Raw genomic sequence first — 20284 nt, 5'->3', positions numbered from 1 at the left:
GTCAGCCTTCCGCTTCGATTTTGTCGAGATTGACCCGCAGGGCCAAGCCGTATTCGTATTTGCTCATGCAGACATACGAGCAGAGCGCGAGGTCTTCCTCGTCCAGCTCCAATGCGCCCAGCTGCTGTGCAACATCAGTGTCCGAGACGAGAATCGCGCGCAACATCTGCGTCGCAAGGATGTCCATCGGCATGACGTCTTCATAGAGGCCGATCGGGATCATCGCGCGCGGCGACCCGTTGAGATTGGTGTGGAACTTGATCTTGTCGAGGCCGAGCAGGCTCGACAGATGCACCTTGGCCGTGGCGAATTTCTTGCTCGACGGGATGATCCAGCCAAAGAAGTCGCGGTGGTTGCCCTCCGGCAGCAACGTGATCTGGTTGTCGAACGAACCGATATAGTTTAACGCGCCATGGGCATGAACGCCACTGAGCACGTCGCCCGAGATCACCCGCAAATTGTCCGAACTGCTTTCGCCATGCACCAACTCAGCCAGCGACGCACCACGCCGGGTGCGCACCAGACGCGGGTTCACGGCCGCGGGGCCCGCAATGGCAACCACTTTCGTGGTCGGCAGCCGCCCGGTGCGGAACAATTCGCCCACTGCGATCACGTCCTGATAACCGATATGCCAGACCATCTTGTTGCCATCGACCGGGTCAAGGAAGTGGATGTGAGTACCGACCAGCCCGGCGGGATGCGGCCCGCTAAAGCTGGTAACGGCAACATTGGCACCGCTCAGGGCGGGCAATTCGGCACCGGTCCGATGGACCACGTGGGTCGTGCCCTCGGTCAACCTTGACAGGATCGCCACGCCGTTGGCAAAATCCTCGCTCGCCGCAGCGATCACGGCGGCCGGATCGCCGGCCAACGGCCGCGTATCAATGGCTGTGATGAAGATGGCAGATGGGGTTGTCGCCGGATCGGGCACCTTGGAATATGGCCTTGTCCGCAGGCTCGTCCAGAGACCTGAGGCAAGCAGGTTCTTGACCACATCGTCGCGGCTCAACCCGGTCAGCGCATCGCCGGAAACCGACTGGAACTCGACTGCATCGTCGCGATTTTCGATCTGGATGACCACCGATTGCAGCACCCGGCGGGCACCACGGTTGATCGCCCGCACCTGACCAGCCGCTGGTGCTGTATAGGCGACGCCTTCGAACCGCTTGTCCTCGAACAAGGGCTGACCCAGAGAAACTTTGTCACCCTCCTCGACCAGCATCCGAGGCTTCAGGCCGACGAAATCCGTGGCCACCACGGCGCAGGCCGCAACATCCACCGCCATCTCGATCTCATCGCCCCGCGGCGCGCCGTCTATCGGCAAATCCAATCCGCGGCTGAGAACAACATTTCTGCCTCTGTCAGAGGTTTGTGCAGCGCTTGCCATTTCGGTCTTGCTTTCCAATCCGCTATTTCAGCCCTGGGCATGGTTCCGGGGCGCCCTTAACGTGCTTTATCGCGAATCGCGTCGCGAAATAAAATGAGACAAAGAGGCGTCCCAGTGTTTTTTTGTCAGCCTACCATTGCCTGCTTGATCTTGAGGTTCTCGTATTCGACTTCCTGCAACCGGTGCTTAACCACGTCGCGCACGGAAACCAACCCGACAAGATGTCCATCCTGCTGAACCGGCATGTGGCGGAAGCCCCGGTTCGACATGACCTTCATCACCTCTTCGATGGTATAATCGGGCGTGCATGTCACCGGATTGGGCGTCATGATCGTTTCGACGGCGGCATCGACATCCTTGCCTGCATCGATCATGTGCACGATGTCCCGTTCCGACACGATGCCGACCGGTTCGAGATCGGAGTTGACCACCACCAACGCGCCGATTCGCATCCGGGTCAGCTTGCCCACCGCCTCGCGCACCGGGCTGTGCGGTGTGACCGAATGCACATCGTCGCCCTTGTGGCGCAGGATGTCTTCGACCTTGATTCCCGGAGAGTTGACACCCAGGCTCCACTCTTCCGTCTGCGAGTGTGTGTGAGAGTCCTTATCGTCTTTTTCCATTCTGCCCTGGTACGATGTTGGTGCCATGATCGTCCTCCTTGCTCAGTTAGAACTGCATGATTCGCCAAATTTCACAACTTCAAATACGAGGCAAATGACGTACCTGCGCTGATCTGACCAACGTCGACTGTGCGACAAATGGCGCTTTGTATCTGGAAACAACATACGAGACGCTTTAGAGAATGATAGGTAGGAAAGTTCCCGAACGCAGCGGCGGCGGGGCGTGACACGGAACATTTTGGAGACTTGGACTCATGCTTTCACGGCGAGACTTCATCCGCGGCGCAAACGGCATTGCGCTGACGATCCCGTTTCTCGGCCTGATCGGATGTGACGACACAAGCGCCGATGGCGCGCACAGCATCAGCGGCAAGACCATGGGCACGACCTACAACGTCAAGGTCGCCCGCGCTTCCGACGCGGTTGACGGCGAGGGGCTCGCATCGCGTATCCAGGCCAGCCTAGACCGTGTCGAAAGCCTGATGTCGACATACCGTCCGACCTCCGAACTGTCGCTGTTCAATGCCGATGTCGCCGGCAGCAGCCGTTCGGTCACGACCGACACAGCCCGGGTGATCGAAACCGCGCTCGCCGTGGCCGACATGACCGATGGCGCGTTTGATCCCACCGTAGGCCCGCTGGTTGACCTCTGGGGTTTTGGTCCGAATGGCGGTCGCGCCGATTTGCCTGCAGATGCCGAGATCACGACGGCGATGGCCGACATGGGCTACCACAACATTTCGATTGCGAATCAGGAACTTGCCAAGACAACCCAGGCACGGCTCGACCTTTCGGGTATCGCCAAGGGCTTTGGCGTCGACAAGGTGGCCGAACTGCTCGAGGCCGAGGGCATCGAGCACTATCTGGTCGAGGTTGGTGGCGAAGTCCGCACGCGTGGCCTCTCGCCCGAAGACCGCGCCTGGCGACTCGGCATCGAAAAGCCGAATCCTGCCTCGCGTGACATCCAGCGTATCGTCGGGCTTTCCGGCCAGGCCCTGGCGTCATCTGGCAACTACCGGATCTTCTTCGAGGCCGATCGCCAGCGCTATGCACATATCATCGATCCACGCAGCGGCCGCCCGCTGACCCACGATCTGGCCTCGGCAACGGTGATCGCAAAAACCACCATGCAGGCCGACGCGCTGTCCACTGCGATGCTGGTGATGGGCACCGGATCCGCGATGGCTTTCGCTCGGGACCACGACATTGCCGCCTTCCTGATTTCGGGACGCGATGGCAGCTTTACCGACGCCGCGTCACCGGCCTTCGAGCGCCTGTTCAGCGCCTGAGCGCTGCATAACGACCCCTGAAATACAGCAAGGGGTCGACCGTCGCCGGAGGCCGAATCGCAACTACCCTGCCGATCAGAATATGATGATCACCGGCCTCGATCACACGCTCTCGCTGGCAATCGAGCGCCGCCAGCGCGTCCGGAAACACCGGGCAACCGGTTGCAAGAGCACCTGTGTCCAGATCCTCCAACCCGTCCATGACCTCCTGCGTCAAGCGGTTCGACAGGTCCATCTGCGTGTCGCTCAGGATGTTCACCGCAAAGCTCTCGGCGGCAAGGAATCGCACCAGGTGAAACGCCGACCTGTCGAGACAGAACAGGATCAGCGGCGGATCCAGCGACACCGAGGTAAAGGAATTGATCGTGACCGCGCAGGCATTTTTACCAACAGCGCCGCACGTCACCACGGCAACGCCGGTCGCAAACCCGCCCAAAGCCTCGCGCATCCGCTCTGGCGAGGGATCATGAAATTGTTGCGTCACATCCGATTTCATGCTCACCGTACCATCCCCTCTCCTATCCAGGTGCCACCTTCACCTGTCACGTTCTGATGCCAGCTGCCAACCCCGAATGGGCGTGAGTGCCACTGTCGCCCGTGGTTCACGCTGTTCCTAAACCGGCTGCTCAAATCGCGAAGGCGCGCTGGCGGACTGCCAATTGAACTAGTCCAACCACTTGCAATAGTCGCTGACCAAGAGATGCATCGGTGCCTCGTCTTCCTCGATTTCGGCAAATCGGCCGATGGGCTCGCGGAAAATGTTGTCGGTTTCGTCGTCGTTGACCGTCGAAACCTCGCCGATCAACACATCGCCACCCTCACCCCAGAAGGCATGCCAGTCGCCGGGGCGCAGCGTGACGCTTTCACCGGGGTGGAGTTGCAGCTTTTCGCCGGGGCCATAACTGTGCCGGATGCCATCGAGCCAGACCGTACCACCCCTGTCGCCGGCAAAGCGGCCCTCATCATCCGAGCCGAAAAGCTCGACCACAAGCGTGGCACCGCCACGGTTGATGATATCCTCGGCCTTGATCACGTGGGTGTGCATGGGGGAGAGCTGATCCTGACGTGAGATCAGCAGTTTTTCCGCATAGCACATCCCGCCGCCCCGTTGCAGATCAGCGAGCAGACCATTGCGCAGGGTGAACAGGAACAGGCCCATCTCGTCAAAGCGGCCATCGCCGTAGTCGGTGATATCCCAGCCACAGCGCGCGCCAATGACGTGGCCGACGTCAGCCTTGCGGGCCTTGAGTTGATCAGGGGTCCAATATGCAAAAGGCGGCAGGCAAAAGCCGTGAGAGCGGATCATGTCGTCGGCCTCGGCCATGATCTTGTTGATGCCGGAGCGTTTCATGCCTTCCCCTTTACGGGTTGAGAGTTTCTATGGCCATAGTGCTGGCCCGGAGGAAATGCGCACCGGCATCACGTTTCTCGCTATGGTGCCTGGACAGAACGCAAACACAGGCCACAGAACATTGGGCCAGTAGCAGGTCACTATGCGTTCGACGGCTGGCATATACCAACGACGCTGGCGTGACATCGACTGGCTGGTTCATGTGACAGGATTGTCAGGCATCGGCTTGTGCATCGCAGACTACCTGGGAACGGGTGGTCGATGAACTCGCCAGCAAAGCGGCAAAAAAACTGGATCGTGCCTGCGCTGATCGTATCGCTGGCCTGTGTCGAAAAATGCTCGTGAAGATGCCAGCAACGTCGAGCAGGTTCCAAGTGTTGCAACGCAGATTGCGAGATTCTCGCATGCGTCAGATCGGCAAGGGTGGCGCGGGTGCCCGCTGGTGGAGATGGGCAACCCTGCTGCCGCCTGCCTCTGCGGGTCAGCCGGGATCGGGAGCCGGGCGCATCGTCGCAATCAGTTCGGCAACCTTGATCCCGAATTTCCGCATCTCGGAGCGGTTCATGATGACGCCGCTTCCGGTCAGATAAAGCCAATCCGTCACCGACAGTGTATGGCCCCCGGCCTCTTGCGGCAGAACGATCCGGTACTCCATCCGCACGGTCGCACCGGACACCACGCCCTGCGCCTCGCCCACGATGTCGTCCGCAGTTGCGGTGAAGGTGCCTTCCGGCCCCAGCGTCAGGAACCACTTGCGACTTTGCGCGCGCCCGGTTGAATAGGTGAATTCCTCGGACAGGGTTCCGGTATCTCCATCCCATTCGCCATACATCCGCGCGACGAACCGACTGGTAACCCTGCCGCCGGGTCCATAGATCATCCCCTCCGACAGGATCGGCCCCGCCAGATGTTTCTTCAGGGAAAAGGCCGGTTCCGTTTCCGCATAATCGGCCGAGGTCTGCGCACGAAAGCTGAACAGCATTGACTTGACCAGAATCGCTGCAAGTCCAAGCAAAAGCAACACAATCATGAGTTTCATCGGGTTCGGTCCTCAGTCGGAAGCGCAAGGACGAGCCCAAATGCGCCAAGTTTCAGGATACAGGGTATGACGGCATAGCAGATGTTCAGCGCGCTGAGGGCAGCGGCGTCGTTGCGCGCTCCGGGAATGAAACCACTGCGCTGTAACACTGGCAATACGGCAAAAGCCGCCAGCGCGAGGCCAAGCTTTCCGGCAAAGGACCAGATGCCAAACGCCTGCGACGCCCGCAGTCCCGCCTGCGTCAACGCCACCGAGAACATCGCCGGAAGGATGACCAGATCGGCACCGAGGGCCGCCCCAGAAACCACGCAGATGATGGCAAAGCCTGCAAGGTTTCCCGGTGCGAGGAACGCCGCACCCGCGAAACCCAGAATGGCCAGCGGCATTGCAATCATCAGGGTGGTCTTGGCCCCCAACCTCTGACTGCACCGGGCCCAGAACGGAACAGTCAGCCCGGCGCTGAGAAAGAACAGGATCAGGAGTGGTCCGGCCTTGCCCGGCAGGTTCAGACGGTCCTCTACAAAGAACAGGAACAGGGTCGAGGTTATGGCCACGGGCAGGCTGTTGACCAGTGCAAGCACCAGCAGGCGCAAGGCCCCGGCGTCTCCCAGCCCCGCGAGCGATAGCCGATCACCGACAATCACCGGGCGGCGCCAGATGGGCAGAGTGACAAGTGCTGTGACCAAGGCAATTCCGCCGAGAAACAGACCGAAGGCCGGATAGCCCTGCGCCTCTGCACCCATCGCCAGGAACACGGTTGGCGCGATCGCCGCGATTACGACACCGGCCAACATGCCACCCTCGCGATAGGCGGCCAGCGTCATCAAACCGTCGGGTGTGGCGCGCTTGGCCAGCGTTGCACTGCGCCCGTAGAGCAGGATCATCCCGAGGCTGTAGGCCGAGAACAGCAGGATCAGGACGCCAACCAATTGGGCAATTACATGCGGACCACTGCGTGGCGAAAAGAGCGCGGGAAACCCGATGGCAAGCCCGAGGGCGGCAGCAACGGCGAAGAGCGTTTGCGCGCGCGGCCAGCGATCAATCGCCCAGCCGATCAGCGGATCCTGAACCAGATCAACCAGCCGGATCACAAGGAGGATCGTTCCGATCGTGCCCAATCCGATCCCCAGATTCACAGAGGCGAAACGTGGCAAATGGATGTAGAGCGGGATTCCGGCAGCGGCCAGCATCAGCGCGTAAAGACTGACGCGTGGATAGAGCATCACTCGCCCTTCAGCTTGCGTGTAAAGGATCGCGACCGCGTGTTGTCACCCAGAAAAATCGCCATGAAACGGGATTTTATCTGTGGATGGCTCAGAGTGCATGTCCGCGTCCCGTTCAGCCAGAATGCAATCTGGTTCTGACCTTGGGACACGGCGGCGATGCGGTCGCCACGGCGGACGTCAGCATAACATCTGTTCAGCTGATCGCGTATGGGGATCGCACCACCGATGCGTTCGAGTTCCCGCATCGTGCTTTCTGCAAGGTCCTGGCGGCTCAGATCGCGCATATAGGTCAGCTCCAGCCCGAAATCCTGATCCCAGTTCAGCGGCGCGCCTGTTTCCGTGTAGAGCCGTGCCCTGTAGAGTGGGAACCCGAACAGCCGCAACACCGCCTCCCCGCGCAGTTCGGCACCGGGCAGGACATTGGGAATGGTCAAGGCCTGTCCCGACGCAGGCGTCAGTATCACGAGGCAGAGACCAAGCACCCTAAGCATGAGCCAGCTCAACCTGCACCACATCGGTATGTCCGATTGCAAAGGAGGCCGCGCAACTCTCGAGATAATATTGCCAGTTGCGAAAGAACGACTCTCCATATCCCATCTCGATGATCCGCTGTTTTTGCGCCGCCAGGCGGTCCGCCCATATCCGGCAGGTCCTGCCGTAGTCGGTACCAAAGGCGAAACTGTCCTGCACCTCGAGACCGGCAGCCTTTGCCTGATCCCGGATCACCCTGTCCGACAACAGCATGCCACCCGGAAAGACATATTGGCGGATGAAATCGGACGAGGTTTTGTAGGTGTCGAAAAAACTGTCCTTGACGGTTATCGCCTGCAACAGGATCCGGCCACCCTCGGCGAGGCTGCGCTTGAGAACGTCGAAGTAGCCGGGCCAGTAGCGCGCGCCTACGGCCTCGATCATCTCGATCGAAACGATGTTGTCGTAGGTTCCTTCGATGTCCCGGTAGTCGCGCAACTGTATGTCCGCGCGCCCGTCCAAGCGGCAATCGGCATAGCTGTGTTGGCTGGGAGAGATGGTCACACCTGTCACCTCGCGACCCTCTGAACTGGCCTGTTCGGCAAGACCGCCCCAGCCACAGCCAATTTCCAACATACGTTCGCCGGAGCCCAGGCGCGACAGCACTCGGGCATTCTTGCGTGTCTGCGCCCGTGCAAGGTCGGTGTCTCCGTCCGCAAAGAGCCCGGCAGAATAGGTCATGCCTTCATCCAGCCACAGCCCGTAGAACTCATTTCCCACATCATAGTGCGAACGGATGTTCCGGCGCGCGCCCCGCCGCGAGTTGGCTCGCAATACGGAATCGACCATGCGGAACTTTGCGCGGCTGAGCGGGCTCGCCTGATCATAGGCGCTCAGATGCTCGCGGTTTCGCATGACCAAAGACATAAACGCCTGAATCGACGGCGTATCCCAAAGGCCCTGAACATAGGTTTCGCCCAGACCGACCTGCCCATGCGCGGCCATCGCACCCACAGCGGCCCAGTCATGAATGGTGATTTCCGCCTCGGGCCCGGAACTGCCAAATTGATATCGTTCGCCCTCTGGGGTGCGCAGGATCAGTTGCCCGTCACGCACACGCGCGCAGGTCGACAGGAGATTCGTTTTCAAAGCCCTGTTGGTCAAGCGCATTATTCATTCCTTTGCGATGGTGGAGGTCATTCAGTTTGCGTACGATCCGCATGGCACTGGCGATGCCATCTTCGTGAAAGCCGTGGCGGTTCCATGCACCGGCAAACCACGTGTGGTTCTGTCCCTGCATTTCGAAAATGTCCCGCTGCGCGGCCAGTGCAGCCTTGTCGAAGACCGGGTGGGCGAACTCTACTTCGTCATAGATAAGATCCTGCGGAATCTCACGCGATGGGTTCAGCGTAACGAACAGAGGATCGCTTTCCGGGATGCCCTGCAATCTGTTCATCCAGTAGGTGACGCCGATGTGCCCCTCTTGCGAACGGTAACTCCAGCTCGACCAGCACGCGCGACGCCGGGGCATCTGGTTCGGATCACAGTGAAGTACAGCGCGGTTCGGCTGATACCGGATGCTGGACAACGCGGCGGCTTCTGCCGGCGTTGCGTCTGCGCCCAGAATGGCCATCGCCTGATCGGAATGACAGGCCAGCACCAATTCATCAAAGGCTTCGGGTTCGTCATCTTCCGTCTCAAGCTGAACCAAAGGGCTGCCTCGTCGCACGTTATGAATGGTTGTTCCGGTGCGGATGCTGCAACCGCGTGCGATCAACGCAGCTTCGAGGCGATTTACATATTCGATGCTGCCGCCTGCGACCGTCCACCACTGGTGTTCGGCCGAACCGGCCAGCAAGGCATGGTTCCGAAAGAACCGCACCAGAGAGCGTGCCGGAAACTGATCCACCTCGGCAACCGGTGTCGACCAGATGGCACCGCACATCGGCATCAGGTAGTGCTGGCGAAAACTGTCGCCCAAGCCCAGTTTCGCCACCAGTTCTCCGATCGTTATGTCGTCGCTGTTTGCGGCGGCCTCGGCGTGTTTGCCAAAGCGCAGGATGTCGGCGATCATCTTGTAATATTGCGGTCGCAAAAGGTTGCGTTTCTGCGCGGTGATGGATCCCAGATTGGTCAAACCGTATTCAAAACGGCCATCGTCGATACTTGCTCCAAAACTCATTTCGCTCTTGATGACCGGCACGTCCAGTTCCCGAAACAGCCGGGTCAGGTTTGGATAGGTCGCATAGTTGAAGACGATGAACCCGGTATCAACCGGTTGATCCCCATTCTTGCCCGCAATCACCGTTCGGGCATGGCCGCCCAGCCGAGGCGCGGCCTCGAACAGCGTGATATCATGATAGGGGGACAGGTAATACGCTGCGGAGAGGCCGGAAATGCCACCTCCGACGATGGCGATCTTCTTGCGCGGTCCCAAGGTTTGATCCAGCATTCAGTCCTCATCTTTCTATCGTTGTGAAGTGGATACGCGCCGATTGGCGGGTCGGATCATTCGTGTCTACAGGAAATCACGGTTCGGGATTGATCCGACAGACGTTGACATGCGTAAATGAGTTGAAATGTTGGATCATGTTGTCGCCAGAACCCATCACAGCCGCCGGGGTGCGTTGAAAAACGCGTTCACTTATGGCGTTGATTTTGTGCTGACCGATCTGGGGCCAGACTGGCCTGGCCTGATCTCATGCAACCGCTTCAATCTCTGGTCGATCCATGACCGCGACTTCGGAGGCCCGCGAGGTCAAGGTCGCGGGGTCGCATGGTTTCGCGAGGTGCTGGCCGAGCGCGGATTTCTTGATGACAGCGCACAGCTTCTGCTGTTGGCACAACCGGCATGTCTTTGGTTTCAATTCAATCCGGTCAACTTCTGGATCGCGATGATCGACGGCACGCCTCGGGCTTTTGTTGCCGAGGTCAACAGCACCTTTGGGCAGCGCCACTGTTATTTTTGCGCCCATGATGATTTCCGCCCCATCACCCGATCCGACCAAATGGCCGCCGAAAAAATGATGCATGTTTCCCCGTTTCAAAAGATTCAGGGAACATATCTGTTCAACTTCGGCGTCACGTCCGACGCGATAAATATCCGCATTTCCTACGAGAATGGCGACCAGGGCGTTTTGGCGACCCTCTCCGGCAAGCGACAGACGGCAAGCAACTGGTCGTTGCTGCGTGCGGCGCTGCGACGTCCGCTGGGTGCTGCACGGGTTGTCGCACTGATCCATTGGCAAGCCGGTATTCTGACGCTCAAGAAGGCACCTTTCCTGCGCCGACAACCGGCGCCCGAACTCCTGATCTCCGAGGGCAGCCGCCATCGGGATCCAACGGGATGATATCGTTCTCTGGCAAGACCTATTGGCTCATCGGCGCCAGTGAAGGAATGGGTCGTGAACTGGCAAAGCGGTTGAGCTCGGAAGGCGCGCATTTGATACTCAGTGCGCGCAGCGCAGAGCGGCTCGAGAGCCTCGGCGCTACCTTGGAAAATGCCCGCCCCATGCCGCTGGATGTGACCGACCCCGAGGCGGTGCAACGCGCATGCGATGAAATCGGACAGCTTGACGGTGTGATCTATAACGCCGGGTCCTATGACCCGATGCCTGCGACCGGCTGGGACAGTGCAGCGGCCTTGACGATGTGCGAGGTGAACTTCACCGGTGCGATGCGCGTGCTGGGACAGGTCGTGCCGCGTCTCGTGGCGCAGGGCAAAGGCGACGTTACACTGATTGGGTCTCTGGCCGGCTATCACGGTCTGCCCGCGGCGGTCGGCTATGGTGCCAGCAAGGCCGCCCTGATCAGCCTCGCCGAAACGATGCGCTTTGATCTCAGAGAGACGGGCGTGATCGTGCGCATCGTCAATCCGGGGTTCATCAAGACCCGGCTCACTGAGAAAAACAACTTTCGCATGCCGATGCTGATGACTGCCGAGCAGGCCGCGGAACGCGTCATGCAAGCGATGCGCAAGCGGCGCTTTCGGACCGACTTTCCGGCCCCGTTTTCCTGGGCAATCCGTGCACTGCCCTTTGTGCCTGACTGGCTGGTCTATCGCGGGCGCTGACCCAGATCATTTCACCGCAGCATAGACTTTCAGTCTCCTCGGCCCCAACTCTCTGGACCAAAAAAAGGGAACCACCGGAAAAGCCGGTGGTTCCCCAATCTGAATTTGCCGTGAGTGGTGGTTGGTTCAGATCCGAAAAATAGGTTGCAACAATCTCGGCATCAGCGCGTTGAACCTCAGCCGGGCATCGGTTGCCGCAAGGCAGATACAGGCATCGCCCGGATCGGCGACAGGCGTATGTTCAAGCTCTTCGTCGGCAATCTCGAGATCACCCACGCCGAACCGGCCGGTTTCGTCACTGAAGCTGCCCTGCAACACCAGCGTCAGTTCCATCCCGTTATGGCCGTGATCCGGCACTGCCTGCCCCGATGGAATATACAAGAGGCGTACCGACCCGTTGTCATCTTCTGACAGAATGTCCTGGCGCACGCCCATGCCGAGCGTTTTCCACCGCGGTGGCCGCCCTTTCAGCGCCTGCATCACCGGGCCGGGATAGACGCCCGATCGGTCATAGACCGGTTCCGGTGTAAAGGGGGCATCCAGCAAAGCCAGAATATCGCCCTTCAACTGCGGAGAAACATCAACCGTTTCGACGTCTTCGAGCAAAGCGCCGCCAACGGTCTGATGCGCCTGCAGCCCGGCACGGCATTCTGCGCACAGGGAAATATGGCTGGCCACGACGACAGCAAAAGCATGCGGCAGATTTCCCGCCGCATAGGCCGCCAGCAAGGCGTCCGAAGTGTGGTGAGTTATGGCACTCATATCTTGAGGTCCTTCAATTCGTGTCTCAGGCGTTCCAGTCCCAGCCGAATACGCGACTTTATGGTTCCAAGGGGTAGTCCGGTCTGCGCGCTGATCTCTTGATGGGTCATTTCACCCATATATGCTTTTTCGATCATCTCGCGCTGCTCGGGGGTGAGCCGGGCGAGGGCTTGTTTCAACAAACCCGCTTCCTGTTCCAGACCAAGTATCTGGCTGGCATCGGGTTCGGCACCGGGATCTTCGCGCAATTCTTCCGGCATAGGGCGATTTTCCCTGCGCGCAATGTCGATCTGACGATTGCGCGCAATTTGATAGATCCAGGCCGAGACCTGGGCGCGATGGGGGTCATACATCACCGATTTGCGCCAAACGGTCAGCATCACGTCCTGCACGATCTCTTCCGCGCGATGGGCCGATGCCCCCGACCGCATGATGAACCCCTTCAGGCGCGGCGCAAAGAAATCGAACAACGCGCTGAACGCCACACGGTCGCGATTGTCGCGCACAGCGATCATCCAGAGAGTCTGCTGCGACAGGTCGGAAATTGTCTGCGGCACGGGTATCTTTTCCTCGCGGAGTACCGTCGGAACACGGCGTGGGCGCTGCCCGATGGATGCGGTCTGTGTCAACATAAACAGACTACGTCGCGACAGGGAATATGGATCACTATTCTTTTCGGCGACCGCACCTGTTTCCTGCCATCGCTGATGACGGATGGGTCAGTGGCGGAAATCGGGCCTGCCGGATCAAACGGTTTACGCCGGTGCGTGCAATGCCCCTCTAGCCTGCTTCATCCATCAGGCCACGCACCCACCGCGCCGCAGCAATGGCGGCCGGAATGCCCAGTGGCACCGCGATGACAAGGGACAGTATGGGCGATAGCGCCGGCAACCCGATTGCCTGTCCCATGAGGCCCAGCATGAACAGGTTGATGGCAACCGCGGGCATGGCAAATGGATAGAGCAAAAGCGCCAGTTTCCAGATGGACCATTTTTCGCCAGAGGTCATTGCCGCGCCCCCGGCCCGGCTGTGAGCTTGCAAGGAAGACACACGGTGAATCCATGTGGCCCCAGCAAGGCTATGTGCAGGCCAAGGCGATCGGAGTCGGCGACCGTCAGCATCTTAGTGGCTGGTGCCTTCGGAAAAGCTGATCTTGTTCCAGACATTGTATTTCCCCGAGGGCTTGTTCATCGGCAGTCGCGTGACTTCTTCCAGCGTCGCCGCATCATAGACGATCACCATACCGTTTTCTTCCCAGACCGACACCAACGCATGACTCCCGTCGCGGGTGAATTCCACATGGGCCACCGTGGCCCCCGGCACCGGACGCAGGGTTTTCACGATTTCCAGCGACTGCTTGTCGATCACATGCATGACATCGCGGTTGGGGCCGAAAAAGACATCGGCCCAAAAATAAGGTGTATTTTCGTGACTGCGCAGAAAGAAGCCCGGCCCCTGGGTCTCGATGGTCGTGACAAGCTCCCAGCTGCTGGTGTCGATCACAGAGAGCTTGCCTTCTTTCAGATGCGGCGTGGCCATCACCCGCTGTCCGTCTCTGTCCCAGCTGATGCCGGAGCCCAGATGCGGCATGCCATTCAACGGCAGTTCGGCAATCTCGCGCCCGACAATCAGGTTGACCACCACGGCACGACTGCCATCGCGCGCCGCGCCAATCAGGTTGCGGTAGTCATCCGAGAAAAAGAAATCGTCCAGCGGCTCGGAAACCTCGATCCGCCGCCGGGAAAAGAGGCCTTCGGATGAAGCCAGTGCTTCGACCATGCCTTTCTCATAACTGTGCACAAGGCCTTCATAGACCGGTGGGGCGTCCGGGTCGGTCGAGACCTCCCAGATTTCGGCTGCATCCTTGAGCGCAAGAATGAAGCTGTTGCGCTGCGGTGCCTGATACACAGCAGAAACGCGGCTTTCATTTCCATCCTTAGCAACAATCGAGACCACTTTCGCGGGCAGCAGGTCATCCGTCGACAGGATCGCCAGTGTCATAGGCAGATAGTTCGCCACCGCCAGCCACTTGCCATCGGCGCTGATCGCGATATTGCGGCTGTTGAGTCCGGCGCGGACGCGTCCGACCTCTTGCAGCGACCAGAGATCGTATTTCTGCACCCAACCATCGCGCGACATGATGAATACAAATCGGCCATCCGGTGTGAATTTCGGCCCCCCATGGACGGCAAAAGGTGTCGCGAAACGGTCGAGCACGTCGAACGTGTCGCCGTCGAGCACCGAAACATGGTGATCGCCGGTTTCTACCACGAGCGTGATGTTCATCGGATCGGACTGCCAGGTTGGCGCGGCGACAGCGGCATAGCCGTCGTTCATCTCGCGGCTCTTGGTGATATCCTCGATCTGCCATGCAGGCACCTTGTCCAACGGCGTCTTGAGATATGCGGCCAGCGCGGCAATCCGGTCAGCCCCCAGATCATCGCCAAAGGCGGGCATCTGCGTGGCGGGCCGACCCTGTGCGATCACCTCGTCCAGCACCGGTCCGCGCATCCGCCCGAGCGTTTCAGGGATCAATGCGGGGCCAAGGCCGCCGAGCCGGTTCTCCCCGTGGCAAGCGGCGCAGTGGGTCGCGAAATCCTCATGCGGGTCGGCGTATGCCGCCCCGATCAACAGCGTCGCGATAACAGCCGCAAGGGCAAAAATATCAAAAGAAACTGTGCGCCGGGTCATTCCGTTTGCCTCTGAAAGGGGTGGTTCTCAGGCGGTCGGTGTCCGCCACGCCGATCTCTTCGCCGGTCAGGTAACACGCCGGATCCTCGGCCCATGGATCACCGGTCAGCTGCAGCGCCCGGATCCGGGTGTTGCCGCCACAGACATCCTGCAGCTGACAAATGCCGCAACGCCCTTTCAGGGGTCGGGGTCGGGTGCGAAGGGTCGCCAGCATCGGATCGTCACCAGCCCATATCTCGGAGAATGGCGCGGTCTTGACGTTGCCCACGGTATAGTCCGACCAATAGGTATCGGGATGGACGTTCCCGAGAAAATCGATGTTCGCCACGCCCAGGCCCGAGGAATTCCCGCCCCAGGCCGCCAGATGCTCGCGCATGTGGGCCACGCGATCCGCATCAAAGTTGCGGGCCACCCATCGCAGAAAATACCCTGCATCCGCATCATTGTTACCGGTCACGATATCCAGCGGCGCACCGCCATTCTCGCCCGCCCAGGCCCGATCAATCAGCAGGTCCATCGCGCGGCGGCTGCGGTCATGTTCGGCATCTTCACCCCGGTTCTTGTCACCGCGCCCGGCATAGACCAGATGCGACAGATAGAACTTGTCGACGCCTTCATCTTCGCAAAGTCGGAGGATGTCCGGCAAGCTCTGGTAATTGCCCTCGGTCAGGGTGAAACGCAGACCCACCTTGATACCGCGCGCCTTGCATTCGCGCACCCCGCGGAGCGCGTCGGCAAAAGCACCGTCGACACCGCGGAACCAGTCGTTCGTCTCGCCAATCCCGTCAATCGAGATGCCGACATAGTGAAAGCCGATCTCGGCCACGCGGTCCGCCGCCTCGCCAAAGATCCGTGTTCCGTTGGTCGACAGGGCCAGCATCCGCGATTTGCCCCGCGCATGTTCCGCGATCTCGAAGAAATCCTTGCGCGACAGCGGCTCACCGCCCGACAGGATCAAGCCGGGAACGCGCATCGCGCCAATGTCGTCCAGCACCTCAAAAACCTTTTCGGTCGGCAATTCCCCGGGGAAATCCACGTCCGCCGACACCGTATAACAATGCCGGCACCTCAGGTTACAACGCCGGGTCAGGTTCCAGATCACCACCGGTTTGACCGGACCTTTCCGATGCCGCGCCGGCGTCGGGTGCACCAGTTGGCGCATGTATTCGCTCAATCGGAACATGTCGGTCCTTTCCTGCGGAGCCGCAGCCCCGTCTTCTTCAGTATCCGCGTGGAGTAGAGGATATCGTTTGCGCGCGAAACCGGGCCCAGTATCGCGGCAATCTGCTGTCGCTTCTTCTCGACCTGATCGCGCGTGGTTCCATGCACCATGGCAAAGAGGTTGTAGGGCCAGTCAGGCAACGCACGAGGGCGTTCATAGGAATGCGTCACGAAGGGCAAGGCGCCCACCTGCGCGCCCAGTTCGGCCACCCGCGCATCTTCGACATCCCAGACCGTCATGCCGTTCGCCGTCATCCCGAGCTTGAAATGGTTGGGCGCCACGGCGATGCGGCGGATCACCCCGGTTGCCTGCATATCCTCGAGCCGCGCCAGCAAGTCCTCCTCGGGCAGACCAAGGGATGCGGCGACGGCCGCATAGGGCGCGGCGACCATTGGCAATCCCCCTTGCAGGGCGCTCACGATATCACGGTCCGTCACGCTCATGCCGCCACCCGGAAGCCGACGAAGAACTCCTGCAGCTTTGGAAAACGCAGGACGGCGATCCCGGTTTCGCGCTCGATCGCATCCGCCGCTTCCGCAATCCCCTCCGGTGTCTCGGTTGCGAGCACGAACCACATGTTCAATCGATGCTCGCGCTGGTAGTTGTGGGCGACCTGCGCAAAGGCGTTGACCTGTTCGGTCACCCGCTCGAACTGCGTCTGTGGAACCGCCATGGCACAGAGACAAAATGCCCCGCCCATCGCCGCCGCGTCAAAGAACGGCCCAAACCGGGTGATTGCACCAATTTCCTTCATCCGTTCCAGCCGCGCCAGAAGATCATCAACAGTGATCGACAGCTCCGACGCGATGCCGTCAAAGGGTGCGGACGTCAGGGGCAATCCCTCCTGCAAGCGGTTGATCAGGGCACGGTCGGTGGCGTCCAGCATCAGGCGGCCTTTCCTTTGTTCAATTTGATCAAGGCACCGGTCTGTTTGAAACAGCGGGTCGAAAACAGCACCTTGTGGTCCGCATTCTCGAGGCCAGTCAGGGCGCGCACCTGGTCCAGCGTTGCCATCGCTTCGAGCCGACTACGCGCATGGATCATATTGTAAAGACGATAGGGCCAGGCCCCCTCGACCAGCCGTCGTTCATAGCACAGGGTGACACCGGGGACGCGGGCCAGCACCGGACCGACCTCACCGGCGACCTCGTGGCTCACGTCCCAGACGCACATTGCGTTCGACGTCCAGCCCAACGCCCGATGGCGCACGATCACGCCAAGACGGGCAATGACCCCTGCGTCCTGCAAGGCCGCCACTCGCAAGAGCACATCCTCTTCGCTGCGCTCAAGATATTGCGCCATGGCCGCCCAGGGGCGGGCTTCCAGCGGCAGACCCCGGGTCAGGCATTGCAGGATGTCACGGTCGCCGTCGCGGATCGCCGATGCGTCCGCAATGCGCGGCGCGGGTACAGCGCCGGCCTTTCCGTTCATGCGAAAACCAAGATCGACGTTGAAGGGCCGCACCAACCGCAGGTCCAGAACCCGCCGGTTCGTGCGATCCGAAATTCGGGCCAGCGTGCGGTCCACATGTTCGCGATCCGGGCCGGTTGCCACGAACCAGATGTTCCAGGCATCCTCGCGCAGGTAGGAATGATTGACGCCTGGCTCTTCGCCGACGATCTCGGCAACCTCTTCCAGTTCTTCCGGTTCGGCCTGCAGGGCCGCAAGTGTGCTGGCCGAAACCGTATTGGGCGCACAGGTCGCCCCGACCCGGGTGATCCGCCCCGCCGACCGCATCCGCGCCAGCCGTTTCAGGACTTCGGTTTCCGAGATTTCCAGCCTCGCTGCCAGCACCGTGAACGGTGCCGACACAACCGGGAAGTCCCGCTGCCAATCATTCAGCAGGGCGCCATCGACGGGATCGGCGACGTTCTCCATCACAGCCCCGTCCGGTGCGCACGGGCGGTGAAGAAGATCCCCGAAGGGCTCTCCGCGTCGATCTCGCCGCGTTTTTCGAAGGTCCGCGTGTCATAGATCATGATCTTGCCGGCATCGCGGACCGAGACCCAGACCTCGTGACCCCGAGGGGTAAATTCCATGTGCAGGACGGCGGGACCGGGGCTTAATTCATGCACCACCTGCTTGGTGACCGTGTCGATCACCTGGATCGTGTCGTTCAGCGGATGCGCAAAATTGACCCAGACCTGACGGCCGTCTGGGCGGGCCATGGCAAAGACCGGCTGTCCGTGTGTTGCGGTCCTGGCCGTTTCCGTGAAATCGCGGGCATCGACCCAGAGCACTTCGTGCCGCCCGACCGCAGGCAGCACAAATTCTGTTCCGGTCAGCGCCCATCCTTCCAGATGGGGCATCTTGTAGACGGGCAGCGGCTCTTCCCCGCGCCCATAGCCGGCAAGCACCTGAGTGGGTTCCGGCATCTCTGCCCAGAGGTCCAGCGCGGTCAACCCGTCCTCGCCAAACAGGCCAGCGACATAGTAGCGTCCGTTCGCCGTAATCAGGGCGTCATAGGGGTTTTGTCCGATCCCTTCGATCCTGGTGATATGCGGTGCCTCGCCCGACAAATCCGCGATCCAGGTCTCGCCCGCATCCCACAGGCTGAAGACAAAGCGTCGCCCCGGCGCATCCACCAATCCGATGGTCTTGGAGCCGGTGGGGATGTCCGCCACCATCTCGAGCGTGTCGGCATCAAAAACGCGCACTCCGCCCGGTTCGTAATTGGACACCGCGACCAGAGCGCCATCGTCGGAAATCGCACCACCTATGGCATTGCCTGCCTGTACGACACGGCCAGCGATGCGTCGCTCGACCAGATCCACCTTGGTCAGCCCGCCGTCACGCCCGAAGACGAAGGCGAAACGCTGATCCGGAGAGTAGACCAGCGAGGCATGAGAGAGGTCGCCCAGCCCTTCGATCCGGGCCAGCGCCGCGCGGTCGGATTGGTCAACCAGCAGAACCGAACCGCTGGCGCGTTCGATCACAAGGCCCAGATCGCCGGTAGCCATGGTTTCGGACAGCGCAGGCCCTCCGACAAAGGCGACAGCCGCAAAGATCAGGTGCAGCGGCTTCATTTGCTCCCTCCCGTCAGAAGGTATTCGGCAATCCAGAGCGCTTCGTCATTGGACATCAGTGGCTCCCATGGCGGCATCGGCGTCCCCGGCACCCCGCTGAGGATCACCGTGGCCAGGCTTTCGCGGTCGTAATGCGCAAGTTGTTCCATCCGCAGATCGGGACCAAGCCCACCTTTCAGCGTCAGCCCGTGGCAAGAGCCACAATCCTGATGCACCAGTCGTTTGAGCGCGTCGCCGTTCACGTTACCCGCCCAGACCGGTGTACAGAAAAGAAGCAAGGGCAGCAGGCTACGCATGTGCCGCTGCCATGGCTTTGGCCGCCACATCCTCGGGCAAAGCGATCTTGGAATAGAGCGAGACGACGCGGCCTATCATGAAGAGCACCGGCGCTTCGAGCTTTGCCGTCCGCACGTCGCGACCCAGCATGTCGAGCCGGGAGAGCAACCGCCGCTCGCGTGGTGTCGTGACCTCAGCGACAGCCAGAACCGGCGTCGCGGGATCAAGGCCTTCGGTCATCAGACCCATGGCGATTTGCCCGATATTGGCAACACCCATGTAGATCACCAGCGTCGAATCCGGATCGGCCAACCGCTTCCAGTCGAGATCCAGAACCTGCCCCGCCTGCCGGTGACCGGTTACATATTGTACGGCCCCCGCCAGCCCGCGATGGGTGAGCGGTACGCCGGTCGCGCTGGCCGCCCCCTGCGCGGCGGTGATGCCGGGCACGATGGCCACTTCGATCCCGTGCGCACGAAGGTGTGCCGCCTCTTCCGAGCCACGCCCGAAGATCAGCGGGTCACCACCCTTTAGGCGGGCAACGATACGGCCCTCCCCGGCGTGCTCCAGAAGTAGATCATTTATTTGTTCCTGCGGCACCGGATGGCACTCCGGTGCCTTGCCGACAGCGATGCGCTCTGCCCCTTCAGGACAAAGCGCAAGGATGTCCGGGGAAACCAGCCGGTCGTAAACCACAATCTCCGCCTCGGAGAGCAGGCGCAGCGCGCGCAGGGTCATCAACTCCGGGTCTCCTGGTCCGGCACCGATCAGATACACTTTTCCCGCGCTCGTCATGGCATGTCTTCCTGTCTGGCATCAGCTGGAAAAGAATGCGGTTGGCCGATCTGA

At 60.6% G+C, this 20284-nt stretch carries 23 protein-coding genes; 3 read left to right on the top strand and 20 right to left on the bottom strand.

The window, feature by feature from the left end; all coding sequences use genetic code 11:
- Window position 1: 1 nt before the first annotated feature.
- Both QO231_RS16125 and QO231_RS16120 read right to left on the bottom strand, forming a co-directional pair.
- Window positions 2–1387: a Na(+)-translocating NADH-quinone reductase subunit A gene (locus QO231_RS16125; RefSeq protein WP_316778588.1), complete on the bottom strand. Its 1386-nt coding sequence runs from the start codon at window positions 1385–1387 to the stop codon at window positions 2–4.
- Between the two features lie 125 nt (window positions 1388–1512).
- Window positions 1513–2037, bottom strand: a complete 525-nt coding sequence (locus QO231_RS16120) for a CBS domain-containing protein (protein ID WP_316778585.1) — start codon at window positions 2035–2037, stop codon at window positions 1513–1515.
- A 227-nt stretch (window positions 2038–2264) separates the two neighbouring features.
- Between QO231_RS16120 and QO231_RS16115 the strand changes: the two genes are divergently transcribed.
- Window positions 2265–3299, top strand: coding sequence for an FAD:protein FMN transferase (locus tag QO231_RS16115; RefSeq protein ID WP_316778582.1), 1035 nt, complete (start codon window positions 2265–2267; stop codon window positions 3297–3299).
- On the opposite strand, the gene QO231_RS16110 is transcribed toward QO231_RS16115, so the two are convergent.
- The 7 genes from QO231_RS16110 to QO231_RS16080 all read right to left on the bottom strand — a co-directional run bounded on the left by QO231_RS16110 (window position 3289) and on the right by QO231_RS16080 (window position 9838).
- Entirely contained in the window at window positions 3289–3795 is a 507-nt protein-coding gene (locus QO231_RS16110; RefSeq protein ID WP_316778633.1) for a flavin reductase family protein, read from the bottom strand. The genes QO231_RS16115 and QO231_RS16110 overlap by 11 nt on opposite strands.
- Window positions 3796–3963: 168 nt before the next feature.
- Window positions 3964–4650 carry a D-lyxose/D-mannose family sugar isomerase gene (locus tag QO231_RS16105; protein ID WP_316778578.1) on the bottom strand — a complete coding sequence of 229 codons (687 nt, stop codon included), beginning with the start codon at window positions 4648–4650 and terminating at the stop codon, window positions 3964–3966.
- A gap of 481 nt (window positions 4651–5131) precedes the next feature.
- Window positions 5132–5689 carry a DUF3833 domain-containing protein gene (locus tag QO231_RS16100; protein ID WP_316778575.1) on the bottom strand — a complete coding sequence of 186 codons (558 nt, stop codon included), beginning with the start codon at window positions 5687–5689 and terminating at the stop codon, window positions 5132–5134.
- On the bottom strand, window positions 5686–6912 hold the full coding sequence (locus tag QO231_RS16095; RefSeq protein ID WP_316778573.1) for an MFS transporter: 1227 nt from the start codon (window positions 6910–6912) through the stop codon (window positions 5686–5688). Before QO231_RS16095 ends, QO231_RS16100 begins: the two co-directional genes overlap by 4 nt.
- Window positions 6912–7406 carry a chalcone isomerase family protein gene (locus tag QO231_RS16090; protein WP_316778570.1) on the bottom strand — a complete coding sequence of 165 codons (495 nt, stop codon included), beginning with the start codon at window positions 7404–7406 and terminating at the stop codon, window positions 6912–6914. Before QO231_RS16090 ends, QO231_RS16095 begins: the two co-directional genes overlap by 1 nt.
- Window positions 7399–8556: a cyclopropane-fatty-acyl-phospholipid synthase family protein gene (locus QO231_RS16085; protein ID WP_316778567.1), complete on the bottom strand. Its 1158-nt coding sequence runs from the start codon at window positions 8554–8556 to the stop codon at window positions 7399–7401. Before QO231_RS16085 ends, QO231_RS16090 begins: the two co-directional genes overlap by 8 nt.
- Window positions 8495–9838 (bottom strand): NAD(P)/FAD-dependent oxidoreductase, encoded by a 1344-nt coding sequence (locus QO231_RS16080; protein ID WP_316778565.1) that lies wholly within the window; start codon window positions 9836–9838, stop codon window positions 8495–8497. The genes QO231_RS16085 and QO231_RS16080 overlap by 62 nt, the downstream gene beginning before the upstream one ends.
- A gap of 127 nt (window positions 9839–9965) precedes the next feature.
- Between QO231_RS16080 and QO231_RS16075 the strand changes: the two genes are divergently transcribed.
- Window positions 9966–10736: a DUF1365 domain-containing protein gene (locus QO231_RS16075; protein WP_316778562.1), complete on the top strand. Its 771-nt coding sequence runs from the start codon at window positions 9966–9968 to the stop codon at window positions 10734–10736.
- A complete protein-coding gene (locus tag QO231_RS16070) occupies window positions 10733–11458 on the top strand; it encodes an SDR family NAD(P)-dependent oxidoreductase (RefSeq protein WP_316778559.1) in 726 nt (241 codons plus the stop codon). Before QO231_RS16075 ends, QO231_RS16070 begins: the two co-directional genes overlap by 4 nt.
- A 126-nt stretch (window positions 11459–11584) precedes the next feature.
- Here the strand turns inward: QO231_RS16070 and QO231_RS16065 are convergent, their stop codons facing one another.
- From QO231_RS16065 to cobA, 11 genes are all read right to left on the bottom strand, one after another.
- The gene (locus tag QO231_RS16065; protein WP_316778556.1) at window positions 11585–12220 is read right to left on the bottom strand and encodes a ChrR family anti-sigma-E factor; all 636 of its coding nucleotides are present in this window, start codon (window positions 12218–12220) and stop codon (window positions 11585–11587) included.
- Window positions 12217–12735, bottom strand: coding sequence for a sigma-70 family RNA polymerase sigma factor (locus tag QO231_RS16060; protein ID WP_316778631.1), 519 nt, complete (start codon window positions 12733–12735; stop codon window positions 12217–12219). The genes QO231_RS16065 and QO231_RS16060 overlap by 4 nt, the downstream gene beginning before the upstream one ends.
- A 265-nt stretch (window positions 12736–13000) precedes the next feature.
- Window positions 13001–13228 carry a hypothetical protein gene (locus tag QO231_RS16055; protein ID WP_316778553.1) on the bottom strand — a complete coding sequence of 76 codons (228 nt, stop codon included), beginning with the start codon at window positions 13226–13228 and terminating at the stop codon, window positions 13001–13003.
- 114 nt (window positions 13229–13342) lie between these two features.
- Complete coding sequence (locus QO231_RS16050; protein WP_316778551.1) at window positions 13343–14911, bottom strand: cytochrome D1 domain-containing protein; 1569 nt, start codon at window positions 14909–14911, stop codon at window positions 13343–13345.
- The gene (nirJ, locus tag QO231_RS16045; protein WP_316778547.1) at window positions 14886–16094 is read right to left on the bottom strand and encodes a heme d1 biosynthesis radical SAM protein NirJ; all 1209 of its coding nucleotides are present in this window, start codon (window positions 16092–16094) and stop codon (window positions 14886–14888) included. Before nirJ ends, QO231_RS16050 begins: the two co-directional genes overlap by 26 nt.
- Entirely contained in the window at window positions 16082–16576 is a 495-nt protein-coding gene (gene ahbB / locus QO231_RS16040) for a siroheme decarboxylase subunit beta (RefSeq protein WP_316778543.1), read from the bottom strand. Before ahbB (QO231_RS16040) ends, nirJ begins: the two co-directional genes overlap by 13 nt.
- On the bottom strand, window positions 16573–17022 hold the full coding sequence (locus tag QO231_RS16035) for an Lrp/AsnC family transcriptional regulator (protein ID WP_316778629.1): 450 nt from the start codon (window positions 17020–17022) through the stop codon (window positions 16573–16575). Before QO231_RS16035 ends, ahbB (QO231_RS16040) begins: the two co-directional genes overlap by 4 nt.
- The gene (gene ahbB, locus QO231_RS16030; protein WP_316778626.1) at window positions 17019–18011 is read right to left on the bottom strand and encodes a siroheme decarboxylase subunit beta; all 993 of its coding nucleotides are present in this window, start codon (window positions 18009–18011) and stop codon (window positions 17019–17021) included. The genes QO231_RS16035 and ahbB (QO231_RS16030) overlap by 4 nt, the downstream gene beginning before the upstream one ends.
- Entirely contained in the window at window positions 18011–19159 is a 1149-nt protein-coding gene (locus QO231_RS16025) for a cytochrome D1 domain-containing protein (protein ID WP_316778538.1), read from the bottom strand. The genes ahbB (QO231_RS16030) and QO231_RS16025 overlap by 1 nt, the downstream gene beginning before the upstream one ends.
- Complete coding sequence (locus tag QO231_RS16020; protein WP_316778535.1) at window positions 19156–19455, bottom strand: c-type cytochrome; 300 nt, start codon at window positions 19453–19455, stop codon at window positions 19156–19158. The genes QO231_RS16025 and QO231_RS16020 overlap by 4 nt, the downstream gene beginning before the upstream one ends.
- Complete coding sequence (gene cobA / locus QO231_RS16015; protein ID WP_316778532.1) at window positions 19448–20230, bottom strand: uroporphyrinogen-III C-methyltransferase; 783 nt, start codon at window positions 20228–20230, stop codon at window positions 19448–19450. The genes QO231_RS16020 and cobA overlap by 8 nt, the downstream gene beginning before the upstream one ends.
- Between the last annotated feature and the right edge of the window lie 54 nt (window positions 20231–20284).

Origin of the sequence: Sedimentitalea todarodis (assembly GCF_032595355.1) — a bacterium.
Lineage (GTDB): Bacteria > Pseudomonadota > Alphaproteobacteria > Rhodobacterales > Rhodobacteraceae > Sedimentitalea > Sedimentitalea todarodis.
The sequence above is the reverse complement of the archived record's forward strand: the minus strand, read 5'-3'. Positions and strand labels throughout refer to the sequence as shown.

Excerpts from the sequence above, each read along its gene's own strand:
- QO231_RS16125 (WP_316778588.1), bottom strand. The coding sequence starts at position 1,387 with ATGGCAAGCGCTGCACAAACCTCTGACAGAGGCAGAAATGTTGTTCTC.
- QO231_RS16120 (WP_316778585.1), bottom strand. The coding sequence starts at position 2,037 with ATGGCACCAACATCGTACCAGGGCAGAATGGAAAAAGACGATAAGGAC.
- QO231_RS16115 (WP_316778582.1), top strand. The coding sequence starts at position 2,265 with ATGCTTTCACGGCGAGACTTCATCCGCGGCGCAAACGGCATTGCGCTG.
- QO231_RS16110 (WP_316778633.1), bottom strand. The coding sequence starts at position 3,795 with ATGAAATCGGATGTGACGCAACAATTTCATGATCCCTCGCCAGAGCGG.
- QO231_RS16105 (WP_316778578.1), bottom strand. The coding sequence starts at position 4,650 with ATGAAACGCTCCGGCATCAACAAGATCATGGCCGAGGCCGACGACATG.
- QO231_RS16100 (WP_316778575.1), bottom strand. The coding sequence starts at position 5,689 with ATGAAACTCATGATTGTGTTGCTTTTGCTTGGACTTGCAGCGATTCTG.
- QO231_RS16095 (WP_316778573.1), bottom strand. The coding sequence starts at position 6,912 with ATGCTCTATCCACGCGTCAGTCTTTACGCGCTGATGCTGGCCGCTGCC.
- QO231_RS16090 (WP_316778570.1), bottom strand. The coding sequence starts at position 7,406 with ATGCTTAGGGTGCTTGGTCTCTGCCTCGTGATACTGACGCCTGCGTCG.
- QO231_RS16085 (WP_316778567.1), bottom strand. The coding sequence starts at position 8,556 with ATGCGCTTGACCAACAGGGCTTTGAAAACGAATCTCCTGTCGACCTGC.
- QO231_RS16080 (WP_316778565.1), bottom strand. The coding sequence starts at position 9,838 with ATGCTGGATCAAACCTTGGGACCGCGCAAGAAGATCGCCATCGTCGGA.
- QO231_RS16075 (WP_316778562.1), top strand. The coding sequence starts at position 9,966 with ATGTTGGATCATGTTGTCGCCAGAACCCATCACAGCCGCCGGGGTGCG.
- QO231_RS16070 (WP_316778559.1), top strand. The coding sequence starts at position 10,733 with ATGATATCGTTCTCTGGCAAGACCTATTGGCTCATCGGCGCCAGTGAA.
- QO231_RS16065 (WP_316778556.1), bottom strand. The coding sequence starts at position 12,220 with ATGAGTGCCATAACTCACCACACTTCGGACGCCTTGCTGGCGGCCTAT.
- QO231_RS16060 (WP_316778631.1), bottom strand. The coding sequence starts at position 12,735 with ATGATCGCTGTGCGCGACAATCGCGACCGTGTGGCGTTCAGCGCGTTG.
- QO231_RS16055 (WP_316778553.1), bottom strand. The coding sequence starts at position 13,228 with ATGACCTCTGGCGAAAAATGGTCCATCTGGAAACTGGCGCTTTTGCTC.
- QO231_RS16050 (WP_316778551.1), bottom strand. The coding sequence starts at position 14,911 with ATGACCCGGCGCACAGTTTCTTTTGATATTTTTGCCCTTGCGGCTGTT.
- nirJ (WP_316778547.1), bottom strand. The coding sequence starts at position 16,094 with ATGTTCCGATTGAGCGAATACATGCGCCAACTGGTGCACCCGACGCCG.
- ahbB (WP_316778543.1), bottom strand. The coding sequence starts at position 16,576 with ATGAGCGTGACGGACCGTGATATCGTGAGCGCCCTGCAAGGGGGATTG.
- ahbB (WP_316778626.1), bottom strand. The coding sequence starts at position 18,011 with ATGGAGAACGTCGCCGATCCCGTCGATGGCGCCCTGCTGAATGATTGG.
- QO231_RS16025 (WP_316778538.1), bottom strand. The coding sequence starts at position 19,159 with ATGAAGCCGCTGCACCTGATCTTTGCGGCTGTCGCCTTTGTCGGAGGG.
- QO231_RS16020 (WP_316778535.1), bottom strand. The coding sequence starts at position 19,455 with ATGCGTAGCCTGCTGCCCTTGCTTCTTTTCTGTACACCGGTCTGGGCG.
- cobA (WP_316778532.1), bottom strand. The coding sequence starts at position 20,230 with ATGACGAGCGCGGGAAAAGTGTATCTGATCGGTGCCGGACCAGGAGAC.